A 16,535-nucleotide genomic window follows, 5' to 3' on the forward strand; every position below is an offset into this window, starting at 1 on the left:
TTCACCTTATTTTTGCTTACTATGATTTGCCTCAATATTTCCTTTAATTTGTTTCACTGCACTATCAAGTGCTGCCTTTGGTGCCTCTTTATCTGTAACAACTAACTGAAGAGCGTCTCCAGCTGGTTTCCATACTTCTTGCATTTCTGGAATATTCGGCATTGGAATTCCATTTTCTGATTGAGTTGCAACTGCTTTTGCAGCTTCATTATCTTTAATAATTGGATCTTCCATTACTGATTTTACTGGAGGAATTTCTTTTGTCTTCTCAAATCTAATTTTTGCGTTTTCTTCATTTGTTACCCACTCAGTGAATTTTGTTGCTAAATCATTTTGTTTAGAGAAGCTTGTTACATGCCATCCTTTTACTCCAACAAATGTTTTCATCGGTTGACCATTTGGTAATTTTGGCATTGGAGCAACACCATAATCAATTCCGTTCTTTTCCATCGCTTGGAACGCCCACGGTCCGTTCATAATAGATGCTGCTTTTCCTTCATTGAATAATCCATCAGCAGCAGGGCCACCAGACTCACCGATAATACCTTTCGGGAATAACTTTTCTTTGTACCATTTTTGAAGATATTCAGCCCCTTGTACTGCTCCGCTATTATTTAATCCAACATCACTTGCATTTGGCTTTCCGTCTTTCTCACCAAATACATATCCGCCCATACCTGCCATAAACGCGTTAGCAAAGTAGAAGTTATCTCCTAATGTTAAAAATCCGTACTTGCCATCCTTCGTAAAGTCTTTTGAGAAGTTAAACAGCTCGTCCATCGTTTCTGGTGCTTTTTGCATTAATTTTTTATTGTAAATAAAAATTGGTGTTTCAATTGCTTTTGGTAAACCATATAATTTCCCGTTGTATGTCTGTGCCTTTATTGATAAGTCAGTAAATTTACTCTTCACTGTGTCATCTGCTTTTACTTCAGAAAGTAAGCCTTCTGTTACTGCATTTCCAATTTGATCGTGTGGCAATGTTACAACATCTGGTCCTGTCCCCGCAGGTCCATCAAGACGTAACTTCTTCACTTGATCTGTCATTTGCATTTCAACAACTTTAACTTTCACATTATATTTTTTCTCAAAGCTTTTCACAGCTGGTTCTAAACCAACACCTTTTTTATCATCTTCCCAAACGAGAAGATCATAGTCTTTCTTCGCTTTACTTTCCTCTTTTTTTCCTGAATCTTTCGGCCCACATGCAGATAACATACCGATTGACAATGCTGAAATCGTTAATAGTGATAATGCTTTCTTCATCCCAAAAACCTCCCTAAATTGTCTATGTACCTCTTCAATTGAAAACGTTTGCATTTAATAGTTTAATAGAAGCGCAAACAATATCTCGAATCTATGAAAACGTTTGCGCTATTTGTCTATCATTATACATCCTTTTATTCATTTTGCAAATATTAATTTTCAAAATAATCTTATCATACTCTTTATTCATTGACTTTACATAAAATGAATACTACTCTTATAAGCAATATTAAAGTTATGTGGAAGGCAATCGTTTGCAACATAATCTTTATTATTTCATTTACGGGAACTATATGTATAGAGATATTAAAGGGGGATTTTCTATATGCTTAAAGAAGCGATCTATCATAGGCCAAAAGATAATTATGCATACGCTTACGACGAAAAAACAATTCACATCCGAATACACACAAAAAGAGATGACGTTCACAGCGCCGCTCTCATCTACGGTGATCCGTACGAATGGCAAGACGGGAAATGGATTACAGCGAGTACACCAATGAAAAAAACCGGATCTACTGAGTTATTTGATTATTGGTCTGTTTCAATCAAACCAAAATTTAAACGCTTACGTTATGGATTCGAATTAAAAAACGACGTAGAGACTCTTATTTATACAGAACGAGGATTTTTTTCTAATATCCCAAATGACGATGTCGGTAACTTTTTCTGCTTTCCATTCATTCATGCAAAAGACGTTTTCAGGGCACCATCCTGGATTAAAGACACAGTATGGTATCAAATTTTCCCGGAACGATTCGCTAACGGGGATAGCACATTAAATACGGCAAACACCCTCCCTTGGGGAAGTACCGAACCAACTCCAACTAATTTTTTCGGCGGAGATTTTGCTGGTATTCTTCAAAATCTTGATTACCTTGTTAAGCTTGGAATTTCCGGAATATATTTTACACCTATTTTCAAAGCTCATTCAAATCATAAATATGACACAATTGACTACATGGAAATCGATCCACAATTCGGGACGAAAGAAACTTTCAAAGAACTCGTTGAAGCATGTCATACACGTGGTATAAAAGTAATGCTCGACGCTGTTTTTAATCATAGCGGATACTTCTTTGATAAATTTCAAAACGTACTAGAAAATGGCGATCAGTCAGCTTATAAAGAGTGGTTCCATATTCATGAATTTCCGATTATTACTGAGCCACTTCCTAATTACGATACTTTCGCGTTTACACCATATATGCCTAAATTAAATACGGCACATCCAGATGTAAAAGAATATTTACTTGAAGTAGGTCGTTATTGGGTAAGGGAATTCCATATAGATGGTTGGCGCCTTGATGTAGCAAATGAAGTTGATCACAGTTTTTGGAGAGAATTCCGAAGTGAAATAAAAGCATTAAATCCTGAAGTATATATTTTAGGCGAAATTTGGCACGATGCACTCCCATGGCTACAAGGTGACCAATTTGATGCTGTAATGAGCTATCCTGTTACAAATGCTCTACTTTCTTACTTTGCTAACGATTCCATTAAAGCAAGTGAATTCATGAAACAAATTACAGATTCTTTACATTCCTACTCTATGAATGTAAATGAAGCAGCATTTCATTTATTAGACAGTCATGACACACCAAGAATTTTAGCGACATGTAACGGGGATAAAAATAAGTTAAAGTTACTCTATGTATTTCACCTTTCTTTCATCGGTTCTCCTTGTATTTATTACGGCGATGAAATCGGTATGGATGGTGGAATGGACCCTGACTGCCGCAAATGCATGATATGGGATGAAAGAGAACAAGATACTCTTTTATTTACACATATACAAACATTAATTTCATTACGGAAACAACATAAAGCATTTGGAGGAAACGGTATTTTTCAATTCATTGAGGCAAATGATGAACATAATTATATTTCTTATACAAAAACATATGAAGATGAAACTATCTTTTTCGTTTTAAATCCTACTAACAGTGAAGTTACAACTTCACTCCCTCTTCATATTACTGGGAAGAAAATAATTAACATTTATACAAACGAAGAATTTTCAGCGGAAGCAAGTGTATTACAAGTTACACTTCCACCGTACGGATTCTCTATTTTAAAATGGTGATAGAAAAATCCTTATGCCTAGATGGCATAAGGATTTTTCTTATTTCACTTTATATACCATCGCTTCATATGGACGTAGTGTAATATTTTCTATCGATCCATTTGCCACTTCATAATTGTGTATTAATAACTCTAATTTGCTATAAACAATATCCTCTGGCAATTCAAATACACATTCATCTGCAGTGAAGTTTGCAATCACCAGAAGTTTTTCTTCTCCATATGTTCTTACATAAGCAAAAATAGAAGGGTTATTTTCTAGTATTAAATCATATGTTCCATACACAACTATTTCATTGTTTTTGCGTAACTCAATCAATTTTTTATAGTAATAAAAAATCGATTCTTCGTCTTGGATCGCATGTTTCACATTAATCTCTTTGTAGTTAGGGTTTACCGCAATCCAAGGCTCACCCGTTGTGAATCCAGCATGTTCTCTATCATCCCACTGCATCGGAGTTCTAGCATTATCTCGGCCCTTTATATATATAGACTGCATCACTTTATCTATATCTTCGCCGCGCTCTATAACTTTTTCTTTATACATATTTAATGTTTCAATATCTCGATATTCATCAATCGATTCAAATCGAACATTGGTCATTCCGATTTCTTCTCCTTGATAAATATATGGTGTCCCTTTCATCATATGAAGTACTGTCGCTAACATTTTTGCTGATTCAGTATGATAAGCGCCATCATTACCAAAACGAGATACAACGCGAGGCTGGTCATGGTTATTCCAATAAAGGCTATTCCATCCTGTTTGTTCTAATGCTTTTTGCCACTTTGTTAAATTTTGTTTCAAAGTAAGAAGTGAGCATGGTTTTACATCCCATTTCCCACCTTCTCCAGAATCTAAATCCATATGTTCAAATTGGAATACCATTTGCAGTTCTTTTCTAGCTTCCCCTGTATACAATTTAGCTTCTTCTGTCGTTACACCTGGCATTTCCCCAACCGTCATAATGTCATACTGAGACAATACATCTTCATTCATTTCATGCAAATACTTATGAATGTTCGGACCGTTCATAAAATGTTTATGCCCTGAAACATATCCTTCTTCATCCGTTTCAACAGCTGGTAAGCCATCTTCTTTAGAAATAAAATTAATAACATCCATACGGAACCCATCAATTCCTTTTTCTAACCAAAACTTCATCATGTCATAAACATCTTGTCTTACCTTTTCATTATCCCAGTTTAAATCTGGCTGTTTTTTAGAAAACAGATGCAAATAATATTCATCTGTCATTTCATCGTACTGCCATGCAGATCCACTAAAAGCGGCTCCCCAGTTATTCGGTTCTTTTCCTTCATTTCCAGGACGCCATATATAATAGTCTCTATATTTATTATCTTTCGATTTACGTGATTCAATAAACCAATTATGTTCATCTGAAGTATGATTAACAACTAAGTCCATCATAAGTTTCATATTACGTTTATGCATTTCATGTAATAGTTCATCCCAGTCTTCCATTGTTCCGAACTCACTCATAATTTTACAATAATCACTTATATCGTAACCATTATCATCGTTTGGAGATTCATAGACTGGCGATAACCAAATTACATCAATACCTAATTCTTTTAAATAATCTAGCTTTGAAATAATACCACGAAGATCACCTATACCATCACCGTTACTATCCATAAAGCTACGAGGATAAATTTGATATACTACACTTTCTTTCCACCATTGTTTTTCCATTATGCTACCCCATTTCATCTATACTATTGATTCTTTTGTCTTTTTAAGGCGCAAACGTTTTCATTACTGAATGATAACAGATTCTATCCAAATTTAAAATAGCGCTTACAATATTTATTTTCTTTTTCTAATAAAACATGTGGAACTTATTATATATTCATAGGGATAATGAAAACGTTTTATTTTTTTATAGTGTTTTTATTTCTTTTTTGAATCTATTCGTTTATAATAAATTCAAAGAAAACGTTTGCATAAACTTTCTAGGGGGAAATATCATGGCAGAACTAAAATTAGAAAATATTTATAAAATATATGATAATAACGTAACAGCCGTAACAGATTTTAACTTACACATTCAAGATAAAGAATTTATCGTATTCGTTGGTCCTTCTGGCTGTGGAAAATCTACAACACTACGAATGGTAGCTGGACTTGAAGATATTTCAAAAGGAGAATTTTCAATTGATGGTAAGCTAATGAACGATGTTCCTCCAAAAGATCGAGATATCGCAATGGTCTTCCAAAACTACGCTCTTTATCCACATATGAGTGTGTATGATAATATGGCATTTGGATTAAAACTTCGAAAAATACCGAAAGATGAAATCGACCGTCGAGTGAAACATGCAGCTCAAATTTTAGGGCTTGAACAATATTTAGATAGAAAACCGAAAGCTTTATCAGGTGGACAACGTCAACGTGTTGCATTAGGTAGGGCAATCGTTCGAGACGCAAAAGTCTTCTTAATGGATGAACCATTATCAAACTTAGACGCTAAACTACGTGTTGCAATGCGATCAGAAATTTCTAAATTACACCACCGCCTTGGCACAACGACAATTTATGTAACACATGATCAAACTGAGGCTATGACAATGGCTTCACGTCTTGTTGTTATGAAAGACGGCAAAATCCAACAAATTGGAACTCCAAAAGAAGTATATGAAACACCTGAAAATATTTTCGTTGGTGGTTTTATCGGTTCACCCGCAATGAATTTCTTCCGTGGAAAATTAACTGAAACCGATTTCGTTATAGACAGTTCACTAAAGATTAAAGTATCTGAAGGAAAAATGAAGTTATTACGCGAACAAGGCTATGTAAATAAAGAAATTGTTTTAGGTATTCGTCCAGAAGATATTCATGATGAACTATTATTTTTAGAAGCTTCACAAGCTACTACTTTCACAACAAAAATTGAGGTTGCAGAGTTGTTAGGGGCTGAATCCATTTTATATATGAAACTTGGAAATCAAGATTTTGCAGCACGTGTTGATGCAAGACATACTTTTTCACCTGGTGACCAAATTAATCTTGCTTTTGATATGAATAAAGCACATTTCTTTGATAGCCAAACCGAACAACGTATTCGTTAAAAAATAAAGTTCTATTATAGAACATACAAAAAAACCGTCCACATATATACTGGGGGCGGTTTTCCATTATTATACTAGGGCTTCTATTGTATGAAATGATTGTCCTCTCGTGCTAATAATACCAAAAACCGGCAAATCACTAAGCACCACTTCTTCTTGCTGTTTCATAAAAGATGACGTTAATTGTTTTATCTCTATCCAAACGTCATTAATACAAAGTACATTGGAATCGTTCTCTTGTTGGCGAGAAAAAATAGAATCTATTTTATATAGACCAGCATTTTGAAAAAGCATATCAATACGACTATATGCCTCCATAGCAAAACTAATAACACGTTGCCAATCTCCTTGTTTCCCCATATCGTAGGATACAAAAAGTGCTTCTCCGCCTAAATCCGTAATTTCCTCGGCTGTTGCTTGTCCACTTTCTTGATCAATGTCCGTCACAATTACTTTTGCGCCTTGCTTAGCCAACAAAAGAGCTGTACTACGTCCAATACCGATGCCACCACCAGTTACAATGGCAACCTTTCCTGCAAGCTTCATTTTCATTACCCCTTCTATAAGTCTTACCGTCATTCAGTATACTCCTTTATTAGATTAGTCTGCAAGCAGGAAAAGTTCACGCTACAAATTGTAAACGATTACTTTTTTGTTTCTTTTTTTTTCTTACTATTATATTGATCGACGGTTAAACCAATAAAAATAAGAATTCCCCAAAATATTAAGCTACCTCCAGTCATTCCAAATCCCCCTTTGTTATATAACGATATTATTTATAACCATTATACCATTCTCTTAATTTTCAATCTTTTCAAAACGAAAATAGGATGTTTGAATTAGCTACCGCTTCTTTAAACATCCATCAATAATATGGAGGGTGCTATATAGGAAATATCCGCCCTATATCAATTTCATTTATTGAATCTTTCGAAAAATAAGAGAATGATGAAATTTTTCACAAAATTAAAAATAAGACTTTTTATATAGAAACAATAAAAAGTCTTATTTCATTAGTAGCACGTATACTCTAAAAATTAATTATACAAGACTCATCACTTTCGTCTTTGCAATTAAATCATGGAAGCCACAATTATCTTTGCGGAATAACATCATATATACATTGCATATTAATGGAACTCCAAGTAATAATATGCTTGGTAATAATAATACCAAAAATCGTATTATTAATGTTTGTAACGTTAATTTTTCACTTTTTAACGAGATTATTTTTGTTCTTGTTACCTTTTTACCAAGTGTAGAACCGTTCCAAAGAAAAGGTAACACAATAAAATTTATGGCCATTAATACGAAAACAAGTGTAAGGTCATATCTATAGTCACCTAAACTTATATTAAAACGATTGAAAATAGCACTATAGTTTCCGGTAATAATAGCTACTACTGCACCGTACGTAACCGAGATTAAAAACATGTCAATAAGGGAAGCACCTATGCGATTCATTACAAGCGCTGGACGATGCATCTTTAACTTCATTTTGTGTCGACTCCTTCATATCCTTCTTTACCCGTTTCATCGTACCACTTCTAAAAAACATTGTAAACTGGCGTTTCGCTTACTTTTCTTGTACAATGTTTTACAACAGCATTGTAAAGGAGGTTCCCATATTGAAAAGATGGATAATCCTATTTGCCGCACTCTTATTAACGGGTTGTACAGGCAATACAAACCATTTAACATATACGATTAACGATGAATACGAACTCATCCATACTTCTGGAGATGCATTTGAACTTTTCCCCACGCAGGATGCTGTATATGCTACACAATACATCCCTGCAAAAATTACAGAAATTGCTTGGGACGATAAATACATTATCACAAAACAAATTGAGGAAAAGTCAGATCCAAATAATCCTGACGCAGCAATTACAAATAAAAAAAGTGAACATTATTGGATTATCGATGTAAAGCATAATAAACGATTCGGTCCTTATAATGAAAAACAATTTAACGAGCAGAAAGATGCTTTTAAAATTACTGTACCTTTTCAAAGTGTAGATTCATATGTGAAAGAGCTAAAAAAACAGTCAGCATAACTTTTTATGCTGACTGTTTTCATTTAAATACACTACTTAGGAAATGAGATATGGAAAGTTTGTGGCTCTTTAACAGCTTCCTGAGTATCTCCTGCTGCTAAATCATCTGTTGTAAACTTAATATCCTTTACCTTCTCTTTTCCATCATCAAGTATTAAACCGATAATTCCTTCTCGTGTCTCACCAGGCTTATAATCTTCCCTTGATGCACTCTTTGTGCCTACAAGTGTGTCTTCTTCATATAAAAAGTTTTGAGTCGCTACATTAAAATGCTGTTTGTCATTAATAATAACATCATTCATAGAGAAGAATTGCATGTTCTTACCTCCACTATTCTCTACCTTATATGTAATTTCAACATACCGAATCGTATCGCTAATCTCTGTTCCACTTAACGATGCATATAATTCAGCGTCTTCTTGACTCACTTTATCTCCTAATCTACGCTTTACTTCTTCAGGAGTTAATGCAGTATACACTTTCAATGTATTTTTTGCTTCTTTGCTCATTTGTGATAATGAGATAACTTTAACGTCTTGTACGTGAATTTTCATTGGGGCTACTTCAAATGTCTGATTCACAGAATGAATCTGTTCTAATTCAAATGTCCCCCATCCTTTTTCTTTCACTTTTTGTCCTACTTTTTTAAGCTCACGCCCACCATACTCTTTTGTTTCTGGAATAGATTCTTTCTTTTTAGGTTCTGCCTTCTTTTCTTCTTGATGGAAGCAACCACTTAACATAAGAAGAAAACTACATAAAACAAAAATACTTTTCCATGCTTTCATCATTTAATTTCTCCTAACACTATCATTCATTAATATAAAGTGAAACTTTAATCAGTGGGGGTTTTGTCCATCCCCCACTGATTATTAGTTGAACCAATCGGGCTTTTACGGGCAGTTGATCTCCCGCCTAACTTCTTCGCTCCAGCCGAATTTTGAGGTGGGAGTCTTACTGCCCGTTAATGCGGGGTAAATTAGTCCCTTGCTTTGTAAACTATAGAAACAATAAGAAGTCCACAAAACGAACTTGTCAGTCCAGATACTATTATACCCCCTATTTGGAAAATATGAAAATAGGGATCTAATAACGCGTGAACGATAAATATAATGGCTGCCACAACGATAGATGAAGCCCAATATTTCCTTTTCTCCGAAGCTACACTAGTATCTTTATCAGTTTCCCTCCTATATTTCCATAGTACATATATTAGTAATAGTAGACCAAAACATGTACTCCCATGCTGCATATATTTATAAATTGGAATACCATGTAATTCTTGCCGTAACAACGGCATCTTCATAACAAAATAGCCTGTCTTATGAGTAAAAGCATCCCAAACGACATGCGTCACCATACCGAATAAAGCAGAATAGCAAAATACAAAAAAATCTTTCCAAGTATAAAGCCCCCACTTTTCATCAGCTATATATTTATAGTACGTAGCAAAAGGCTTAGGTAAATGTGTTATAAACGGCCCTTTTAAAATACGATGATATGCATATGCTAATAAAAAAACGAGTGGTAAATTCAAATATAAGAAACCAGCCCATGTATGGCCAATAATACCGTATGGCCTAAAATGTAAAAAATATTCAAAATCAGGTGCCATACTACCTAATATAAGAGCCGTTACTGAAATGTAACTAGAATGTTTCTTAGCAAAAGGGAGAACAGCTGCTGGATGTGCAAATGTAAACGGCATGTTTTAACTCCTTTTCATAATTTCAATAGAATACATACTATCATAACGACATGAATAATCTCCATGCAATATTTATTTTCACATTGGAATATGATAGTTTACATGTTATAATCCACTTGAAATATTCAGAAAATAGGGGGATTCATGTGTCATTAACACTTGTATTTTTTCTTGTTCTGTTTACCTTGTTTTTAAGTACATACATTGGCTTCTTTCTATGGAAGCACTTGAAAATTATAAAATATATGCCTGCTCTCTTTGGCTTTATGAGTGTTCTTTTCATTTTTATATGGAAGAGAATGACTTTCGGCTCGGAAGGTCTCGGTTTTGGCATGCTTCAATATACATTATTATGCGCAAGTTGTCTTACGCTTGTATTTGCTACTTTTTTAGAATCAAAATCCGTTATGAATTGAGGTTTATATATTGATTGACGTACCCTTTTTAAAAAGTGTCACATTAAAAAAAGAAAATATCCCTAGCTTTTCCGCATATCCATACTGTTTACCGGCTATACGAACATTACAATCACTCCTTTTCCATCCGAATGTAACATTCATTATTGGAGAAAACGGAACGGGTAAATCAACATTACTCGAAGCGATTGCAGTTGCTTTAGGTTTTAATGCAGAAGGTGGAACGAAGAACTTCCGTTTTAGCACAAATGATTCCCATTCATCTTTACATGAATATCTTCGAATTTCAAAAAGTTTCAATACACCAAACGACGGCTTCTTTCTTCGTGCTGAATCATTTTATAATGTTGCTTCTTACATTGATGAAATGGATAACGATCGAGAAGGACTTGGGGAAAAAATTATTAATTCCTATGGTGGTATTTCACTACACAAACAATCCCATGGAGAATCATTCTTCTCATTATTTATGAACCGCTTTTCAGGACAAGGTTTATATATTTTAGATGAGCCTGAGGCAGCTTTATCCCCCATGAGGCAACTTTCAATGCTCATTCGCATGCACGAGCTAGCTGAACAAGGTTCACAATTTGTTATCGCGACGCATTCTCCCATTTTAATGGCTTATCCTGAATCTACTATATACTCTTTAACTCAAGAAGGGATTCACGAATCGACATTAGAAGAAACGGAGCATTACCAAACAACGAAACTTTTCTTTGAAAATCGCGATCGATTATTTCATCACTTATTTGAGTCATAAAAAAAGAGGCAGCAATCGCTGCCTCTTTTTTATAATGCTTCTATAAATAAAGCTACTCCCATACCGCCTCCAACGCATAGAGAGGCAATACCTTTCTCTAATCCACGTCTTTTTAATTCGTGAATTATACTTACCGTAATACGAGCTCCTGTACAACCGATTGGATGTCCAAGTCCTACACCACTACCGTTTACATTCACTTTCTCACGATTTAACCCTAACTCTTTCTCTACAGCTAGGTATTGTGCAGCGAAAGCTTCATTAATTTCAAGTAAATCTGCATCTTCTAATGACCAATCTACTTTTTCTAATCCTTTGCGAATTGCTGGTGCTGGTCCAATACCCATAATTTTCGGATCTACACCTGCTACTGAATATCCAACAATTCGAGCTAACGGCTGTAAGCCTTTTTCTTTTGCTTTTTCTTCGCTCATTAATACTAGAACTGCACTTCCGTCATTAAGACCAGATGAATTCCCTGCAGTTACTGATCCATCTTTACGGAAAGCTGGTTTTAATCCTGCTAATTTTTCAGCTGTAATATCTGCACGTGGATGTTCATCCTTCGCAAATACAACTTCTTTTCTACGTTCTTTTATCGTAATAGGAACAATTTGATCGTCAAAGTATCCAGACTCCATCGCTTGCAACGCTAATGTATGACTACGAAGCGCAACTTCATCTTGTTCCTCTCTTGTAATTTCATATTGTTCAACTAAATTTTCCGCTGTTTCACCCATCATAATATGGTGAATCGGATCTTCTAAAACTTCCCACACCGTATCACGAATTTCTCCGTGCTGTAGACGTTGTCCCCAGCGGTGTTGTTTTAATGCATAAGGGCTCGAGCTCATTGCTTCTACTCCACCTGCAACAACAATATCACTTACACCTAATTGGATTTGCATTGCAGCAGACATAATTGCTTGCATACCTGAAGAACATTGACGTTGAATTGTATAACCAGTAACTGTGTCAGGAAATCCTGCCGCTAATGCAGCTGTTCTTGCTGTATTTGCTTCATCAGTTCTTTGAATACAATGACCTAAAATTACTTCATCAACTTCATGTGGCTCTACTCCGCCTCTTTTTACAGCTTCCTGAAGTACAGGAACAGCTAATTCTACTGGTGTTATATTTTTTAGTGCTCCTCCGAAAGTTCCAATTGGTGAACGAACTGCAGCTGTAATGACAACATTATGCATTTTGTACTTGCCCCTCTCTTATGTACCCTAGTAAGTTTTTAGATGGAATTCCATAAGATGTATGTCTACAGTTATCATACTATAAACATACCAAAAAATCAAAATATTTAATATAATAAAAATAGAAGGAATTAACCTTCTATTCTGTCAATGCGTATAAGAATTTTTGTAATATCTTCTCTGTCGTTTCATTCAATTTCGGTAACTTATCTACTGGAAAATATTGAAGTTGTAACCCTTCATGATCGAGCTTTAATTCTCCGCTTACATGATGTGCCTGATACAGATGAATCACATTAAAAATTTCATCTCCATTTGGATAACGGAAATAAACTTCCTTTCCTGAAAGAACGCCAAGAAATTGCATTATTTTTGCACTTAACCCCGTCTCCTCGAATAATTCTCTACGAGCAGTTTCTTCTGTCGTTTCTCCCAGTTCCATTGCCCCGCCAGGCACACCCCAATCATATGTATCTGAACGATATTGAAGCAATACTTCTTGATTATCATTTAATATAATAATTGCTGATCCTACTAAAATAAGTGGTCTCGTACCAACTACTTTGCGTAACTCTTCAATATACCCCAATATGTAAACTCTCCTTTCCTCACCCTTCCTTATCATAACAAAATTCTCTTCCTTTTGTTGATGTAATTTTCAACAAAAAAGGAAGCTTTCGCTTCCTTTTTTTACCGTTATTTCTTAAAGCTTTCGTATTTTACAGCTTCAAAAGCTTCTTCAATTTCCTCATTGCTATAATGGACATATGTAAAACGCCCTAATTCTACTAATCTAGCTATTTCTTGTAACGCTTTATACTGATCATATGTTTCTTCAATTGTAATATGTACATAAAATTTCATTAATGGATGTTCATATAAAGGTTCTCCCACCTCTACATATACATCTTCAACCCCTTGCACAACTCTTACATAGCTCGCAAATTGATACAGAGCTTCTCTGTCTGAAACGATTTTTAATGTATACATATATTCTCCCCCTTTTCTTTACTATATCAAAAAGATGACCATACTACGTTATAGAACTATGAAATTTTTTCGACTTGTAGTCTATATATTCGTGTAATAAACAAGGCGTTTATCCATACATAGGACCTTTTCCCCACATATATTATAGAAAGAATTTTTTCATTTGAGGTGTTCTTTATGGATTCATACGTTAATATATGTGTTTGCATTACTCCAGGCGCCGATATTTCTGACGACCGTATTGCAAAAGATTTAGCAGTTGCAGAATCAATTTGGCATCCCATTACATTTCAAATTAAAGAAGTAATTGTACTAAACGAACTTTTCCGTTTTTCTAATCGGGAAATTAGTTATAAAAACTCCATTCAAAGTCAGGAGAAATTATCATCCTTTTTTCAAACTTGTGTTAACGAAGCTCCTGAATGTGACCTTTATATTTGTTATATTGGCAGTGATTATTTCAAAGAAACCGCAGTAATCGCTTGCGCTTACTCTCTAGCGAAACAACAACAACTTACTGGTTACATCGTTCTAACAAACTCAGCTGCTCCAATGAAAAATATATACACCCTCGCTCACGAAATTGGTCATATTTTATTCACAAGACGAATTCATGGAAAACTTACGCACGCAGATCCCCACTCTCCAACCGGTTCTGAACATCACCATTCACCATCAAACCTTATGTACCCTATAGTCCCTAGCCCTAATAAAGTTCACATCAATTCATTATTAACAAATGAACAAAAAGCGCTCTCTTTACAAAGTCCTTTATTACAAAGAAAAAAACAGTAACGATATTGTTACTGTTTAAAACAATATATTCCAATCAACAAACCAAATACCGGCTGCGAGAAATAAAAATATACAACTAAAAGTAAATGTAATCCCTCTAAAAATCCCCATATAATATTTCTTTGGAAATACTTTTTTTCATATCCAGAGCAGCCCTTTTCCTATTAATCCGAAGAACAAAATATATCCTGATGTGTCATCTAATAAAGTATCAAAATAGTCATCATGTATTCTTCTAGTTTACACTTTTTCGCTCTTCAATTTTTAAATACCATCTCATTAATACGTATAAACTACCGCACAGAAGTAAAGGCTCTAACATTCCCCAATACGGGTTTTGCTTTCCCAACTCCTTAAATACAAACATAATTAATAGCGGTATAATGACAGCTAAGATTCCAATCCAGCCAAGTATATATGCTTCAGCAACTAACAGTACAATTAAGATAGTTCCAGCTAATATATAACTTTGCATAGCAGAAAGGTTCACTATAGGTGTCCCATACCATTTATTCATAAATATTAATAATACTAGTAATAAAATTGGTATCATCGAAGCTAAGTAAAGAATACTAAATTCTTTTAGTTTACTTTTAAATGATGACATTTTAAATGCAAAAATAGTTCCTGCAAGAGTAATCATTAATACAATCGGATATCCAATTAACTGCACATTTGTTAATGTAAATTCATGATTTGGACTTTCAAATAAAATATTTGTAAGTAACCAGTATCCACCAATACCAATTATCATGCCTAAAATACTTTTTATACTCCCGTTTTTATCCTTCTCCATCTCTTTCGCCAATTCTTCAGCATACGCTTTTGGCGAATCACCAAATATATCACTTACCGTCTTTCCTTTTTTCTCACCTTCTATTAAATGTAGTTCTGCATCTTCTAGAAAAGCATCCACATCCGCTTCTTTAATTCCCTTCGTAATTAAATACACTTTCGTATCGATTAAAAACTTTTCCCCTTCCTTAGAAACTTGCATTATAACCCCTCCCTTATTTAACCGTTTCTCTTCTATTCGTCTTCATCATAATTTCAAGAAAAATTAAAATAAACAAACTTCCGTATAAACATATAATTTGAAATAACATTGGCACGAGATCTTCTGATGTAAATGTTTTAAACACTAACATAATAGAAAGCGGAATAATTAAATATAAGTTTTTAAACCATCCTTCAAAATATATATTTATAGCTACCGTGAGGATAAAGATCCCTCCAGCTAATATATAACTTTGGACTAGAGTCAACGTAAACATCGTTGTAGGATATATCACATCTAATATCGTAACTGCTCCTAATAAAAACATTGGCGCAATCATGACTAAAAACCACATGGAAAACCACGTTTTTGTAAAACTTTTTACAAAGGTCATTTTGCGAAGTAGAAAATTAGGACCCATTACAGCTACAATCAATGTAAAACTATAGCCAATACATTGAATAAGCGAAATCTGTAAAATCCCATTATTAACCATTAAAATAGAAGCAATAATCCAAAACGAAACGATATTCATTACCGTAAACCCAATTTGCTTCCACGTTTCCTGTCTATCTCTTTCCATCACTTTTACAAGTTCATTGGCATATTCTTTCGGTGAACTTCCGAAAATTTCTTCTACACTTTTCCCTTCACTCTCACCTTCTATTAAATGCAACTCTGCATCTTCTAAAAAGCTTTCAATATCACTTTCTTTCACACTCTTTGCCGTCAAAAACAATCTCATATCTAATAAAAAATTTCGTGCTTCACTTGATAACATTATTTTCTCCTTCCCTTCCCTTCAAGTAGACGTTCTACACTACTTTGCATCGCTTCCCAGCGACCCATAAATTCATCTAGTTCATCTTCTCCCTTTTCTGTTAACGTATAATACTTCCGTTTCGGACCAGATGGAGATTCCTTCATTACACTTGATATTAGCCCCTCTTTTTGCATCCGTATTAACAACGGATAAATACTTCCCTCACTCGCCATTGTAAAACCATACTTTGCTAGCTTTTCACTCATTTCATAACCGTATATTTCACCTTCAGAAATAATAGCAAGTAAGCACCCTTCTAAAATCCCTTTCAGCATTTGACTTGTCGACATAATTGAAATCCTCCCACTATCTTGTTTTACAAGATAGATAAGCG

General features: G+C 34.5%; 19 protein-coding genes and 1 pseudogene. 6 read left to right on the plus strand and 14 right to left on the minus strand.

Going from position 1 to position 16,535, the window contains the following annotated elements:
- Positions 1-6 precede the first annotated feature (6 nt).
- Positions 7-1,266: an extracellular solute-binding protein gene (locus BWGOE10_RS20110; protein WP_070144702.1), complete on the minus strand. Its 1,260-nt coding sequence runs from the start codon at positions 1,264-1,266 to the stop codon at positions 7-9.
- A gap of 325 nt (positions 1,267-1,591) precedes the next feature.
- On the opposite strand from BWGOE10_RS20110, the gene BWGOE10_RS20115 reads away from it, so the two are divergent.
- Complete coding sequence (locus BWGOE10_RS20115; protein WP_070144703.1) at positions 1,592-3,352, plus strand: alpha-glycosidase; 1,761 nt, start codon at positions 1,592-1,594, stop codon at positions 3,350-3,352.
- Positions 3,353-3,391: 39 nt separating this feature from the next.
- On the opposite strand, the gene BWGOE10_RS20120 is transcribed toward BWGOE10_RS20115, so the two are convergent.
- A complete protein-coding gene (locus BWGOE10_RS20120; protein WP_098786085.1) occupies positions 3,392-5,068 on the minus strand; it encodes a glycoside hydrolase family 13 protein in 1,677 nt (558 codons plus the stop codon).
- 275 nt (positions 5,069-5,343) lie between these two features.
- Here BWGOE10_RS20120 and BWGOE10_RS20125 point away from each other — a divergent pair, with 275 nt between their 5' ends.
- Positions 5,344-6,444 carry an ABC transporter ATP-binding protein gene (locus BWGOE10_RS20125; RefSeq protein ID WP_070144705.1) on the plus strand — a complete coding sequence of 367 codons (1,101 nt, stop codon included), beginning with the start codon at positions 5,344-5,346 and terminating at the stop codon, positions 6,442-6,444.
- A 69-nt stretch (positions 6,445-6,513) separates the two neighbouring features.
- Here BWGOE10_RS20125 and BWGOE10_RS20130 read toward each other — a convergent pair whose 3' ends face one another.
- The 3 genes from BWGOE10_RS20130 to BWGOE10_RS20140 form a co-directional block, all read right to left on the minus strand.
- Entirely contained in the window at positions 6,514-7,023 is a 510-nt protein-coding gene (locus BWGOE10_RS20130; RefSeq protein WP_002066937.1) for an SDR family NAD(P)-dependent oxidoreductase, read from the minus strand.
- Positions 7,024-7,088: 65 nt separating this feature from the next.
- Complete coding sequence (locus BWGOE10_RS20135; RefSeq protein WP_070144706.1) at positions 7,089-7,187, minus strand: flagellar motor protein; 99 nt, start codon at positions 7,185-7,187, stop codon at positions 7,089-7,091.
- A 298-nt stretch (positions 7,188-7,485) separates the two neighbouring features.
- Entirely contained in the window at positions 7,486-7,941 is a 456-nt protein-coding gene (locus BWGOE10_RS20140) for an RDD family protein (RefSeq protein ID WP_070144707.1), read from the minus strand.
- A gap of 131 nt (positions 7,942-8,072) precedes the next feature.
- Here BWGOE10_RS20140 and BWGOE10_RS20145 point away from each other — a divergent pair, with 131 nt between their 5' ends.
- A complete protein-coding gene (locus BWGOE10_RS20145; protein ID WP_070144708.1) occupies positions 8,073-8,504 on the plus strand; it encodes a DUF3997 domain-containing protein in 432 nt (143 codons plus the stop codon).
- 32 nt (positions 8,505-8,536) lie between these two features.
- Here the strand turns inward: BWGOE10_RS20145 and BWGOE10_RS20150 are convergent, their stop codons facing one another.
- Complete coding sequence (locus tag BWGOE10_RS20150; protein WP_070144709.1) at positions 8,537-9,295, minus strand: hypothetical protein; 759 nt, start codon at positions 9,293-9,295, stop codon at positions 8,537-8,539.
- Positions 9,296-9,483: 188 nt separating this feature from the next.
- Positions 9,484-10,212 (minus strand): DUF4184 family protein, encoded by a 729-nt coding sequence (locus tag BWGOE10_RS20155; RefSeq protein ID WP_070144710.1) that lies wholly within the window; start codon positions 10,210-10,212, stop codon positions 9,484-9,486.
- 146 nt (positions 10,213-10,358) lie between these two features.
- Here BWGOE10_RS20155 and BWGOE10_RS20160 point away from each other — a divergent pair, with 146 nt between their 5' ends.
- Positions 10,359-10,628, plus strand: a complete 270-nt coding sequence (locus tag BWGOE10_RS20160; RefSeq protein ID WP_070144711.1) for a hypothetical protein — start codon at positions 10,359-10,361, stop codon at positions 10,626-10,628.
- 10 nt (positions 10,629-10,638) lie between these two features.
- A complete protein-coding gene (locus tag BWGOE10_RS20165) occupies positions 10,639-11,391 on the plus strand; it encodes an AAA family ATPase (protein WP_070144712.1) in 753 nt (250 codons plus the stop codon).
- A gap of 29 nt (positions 11,392-11,420) precedes the next feature.
- Here the strand turns inward: BWGOE10_RS20165 and BWGOE10_RS20170 are convergent, their stop codons facing one another.
- The 3 genes from BWGOE10_RS20170 to BWGOE10_RS20180 form a co-directional block, all read right to left on the minus strand.
- Positions 11,421-12,596: an acetyl-CoA C-acetyltransferase gene (locus tag BWGOE10_RS20170; protein ID WP_070144713.1), complete on the minus strand. Its 1,176-nt coding sequence runs from the start codon at positions 12,594-12,596 to the stop codon at positions 11,421-11,423.
- Between the two features lie 139 nt (positions 12,597-12,735).
- The gene (locus tag BWGOE10_RS20175; RefSeq protein WP_002145954.1) at positions 12,736-13,185 is read right to left on the minus strand and encodes an NUDIX hydrolase; all 450 of its coding nucleotides are present in this window, start codon (positions 13,183-13,185) and stop codon (positions 12,736-12,738) included.
- 107 nt (positions 13,186-13,292) lie between these two features.
- Positions 13,293-13,586, minus strand: a complete 294-nt coding sequence (locus BWGOE10_RS20180; protein WP_070144714.1) for a DUF3928 family protein — start codon at positions 13,584-13,586, stop codon at positions 13,293-13,295.
- 177 nt (positions 13,587-13,763) lie between these two features.
- Between BWGOE10_RS20180 and BWGOE10_RS20185 the strand changes: the two genes are divergently transcribed.
- Positions 13,764-14,381, plus strand: coding sequence for an ImmA/IrrE family metallo-endopeptidase (locus BWGOE10_RS20185; RefSeq protein WP_002122123.1), 618 nt, complete (start codon positions 13,764-13,766; stop codon positions 14,379-14,381).
- Positions 14,382-14,396: 15 nt separating this feature from the next.
- Here BWGOE10_RS20185 and BWGOE10_RS30405 read toward each other — a convergent pair.
- The 4 genes and pseudogenes from BWGOE10_RS30405 to BWGOE10_RS20200 form a co-directional block, all read right to left on the minus strand.
- A pseudogene (locus BWGOE10_RS30405) lies at positions 14,397-14,612 on the minus strand (DNA-binding protein).
- 4 nt (positions 14,613-14,616) lie between these two features.
- A complete protein-coding gene (locus BWGOE10_RS20190; RefSeq protein WP_070144715.1) occupies positions 14,617-15,378 on the minus strand; it encodes a DUF1129 domain-containing protein in 762 nt (253 codons plus the stop codon).
- A 13-nt stretch (positions 15,379-15,391) separates the two neighbouring features.
- A complete protein-coding gene (locus tag BWGOE10_RS20195; protein ID WP_070144716.1) occupies positions 15,392-16,159 on the minus strand; it encodes a DUF1129 domain-containing protein in 768 nt (255 codons plus the stop codon).
- Positions 16,159-16,491: a PadR family transcriptional regulator gene (locus BWGOE10_RS20200; RefSeq protein WP_000107974.1), complete on the minus strand. Its 333-nt coding sequence runs from the start codon at positions 16,489-16,491 to the stop codon at positions 16,159-16,161. The genes BWGOE10_RS20195 and BWGOE10_RS20200 overlap by 1 nt, the downstream gene beginning before the upstream one ends.
- Between the last annotated feature and the right edge of the window lie 44 nt (positions 16,492-16,535).

The sequence above is a fragment of the Bacillus mycoides genome, assembly GCF_001757995.1.
GTDB classification, from domain to species: domain Bacteria; phylum Bacillota; class Bacilli; order Bacillales; family Bacillaceae_G; genus Bacillus_A; species Bacillus_A mycoides_B.

Excerpts from the sequence above, each read along its gene's own strand:
- BWGOE10_RS20110 (WP_070144702.1), bottom strand. The coding sequence starts at position 1,266 with ATGAAGAAAGCATTATCACTATTAACGATTTCAGCATTGTCAATCGGT.
- BWGOE10_RS20115 (WP_070144703.1), top strand. The coding sequence starts at position 1,592 with ATGCTTAAAGAAGCGATCTATCATAGGCCAAAAGATAATTATGCATAC.
- BWGOE10_RS20120 (WP_098786085.1), bottom strand. The coding sequence starts at position 5,068 with ATGGAAAAACAATGGTGGAAAGAAAGTGTAGTATATCAAATTTATCCT.
- BWGOE10_RS20125 (WP_070144705.1), top strand. The coding sequence starts at position 5,344 with ATGGCAGAACTAAAATTAGAAAATATTTATAAAATATATGATAATAAC.
- BWGOE10_RS20130 (WP_002066937.1), bottom strand. The coding sequence starts at position 7,023 with ATGACGGTAAGACTTATAGAAGGGGTAATGAAAATGAAGCTTGCAGGA.
- BWGOE10_RS20135 (WP_070144706.1), bottom strand. The coding sequence starts at position 7,187 with ATGACTGGAGGTAGCTTAATATTTTGGGGAATTCTTATTTTTATTGGT.
- BWGOE10_RS20140 (WP_070144707.1), bottom strand. The coding sequence starts at position 7,941 with ATGAAGTTAAAGATGCATCGTCCAGCGCTTGTAATGAATCGCATAGGT.
- BWGOE10_RS20150 (WP_070144709.1), bottom strand. The coding sequence starts at position 9,295 with ATGATGAAAGCATGGAAAAGTATTTTTGTTTTATGTAGTTTTCTTCTT.
- BWGOE10_RS20155 (WP_070144710.1), bottom strand. The coding sequence starts at position 10,212 with ATGCCGTTTACATTTGCACATCCAGCAGCTGTTCTCCCTTTTGCTAAG.
- BWGOE10_RS20170 (WP_070144713.1), bottom strand. The coding sequence starts at position 12,596 with ATGCATAATGTTGTCATTACAGCTGCAGTTCGTTCACCAATTGGAACT.
- BWGOE10_RS20180 (WP_070144714.1), bottom strand. The coding sequence starts at position 13,586 with ATGTATACATTAAAAATCGTTTCAGACAGAGAAGCTCTGTATCAATTT.
- BWGOE10_RS20185 (WP_002122123.1), top strand. The coding sequence starts at position 13,764 with ATGGATTCATACGTTAATATATGTGTTTGCATTACTCCAGGCGCCGAT.
- BWGOE10_RS20190 (WP_070144715.1), bottom strand. The coding sequence starts at position 15,378 with ATGCAAGTTTCTAAGGAAGGGGAAAAGTTTTTAATCGATACGAAAGTG.
- BWGOE10_RS20195 (WP_070144716.1), bottom strand. The coding sequence starts at position 16,159 with ATGTTATCAAGTGAAGCACGAAATTTTTTATTAGATATGAGATTGTTT.
- BWGOE10_RS20200 (WP_000107974.1), bottom strand. The coding sequence starts at position 16,491 with ATGTCGACAAGTCAAATGCTGAAAGGGATTTTAGAAGGGTGCTTACTT.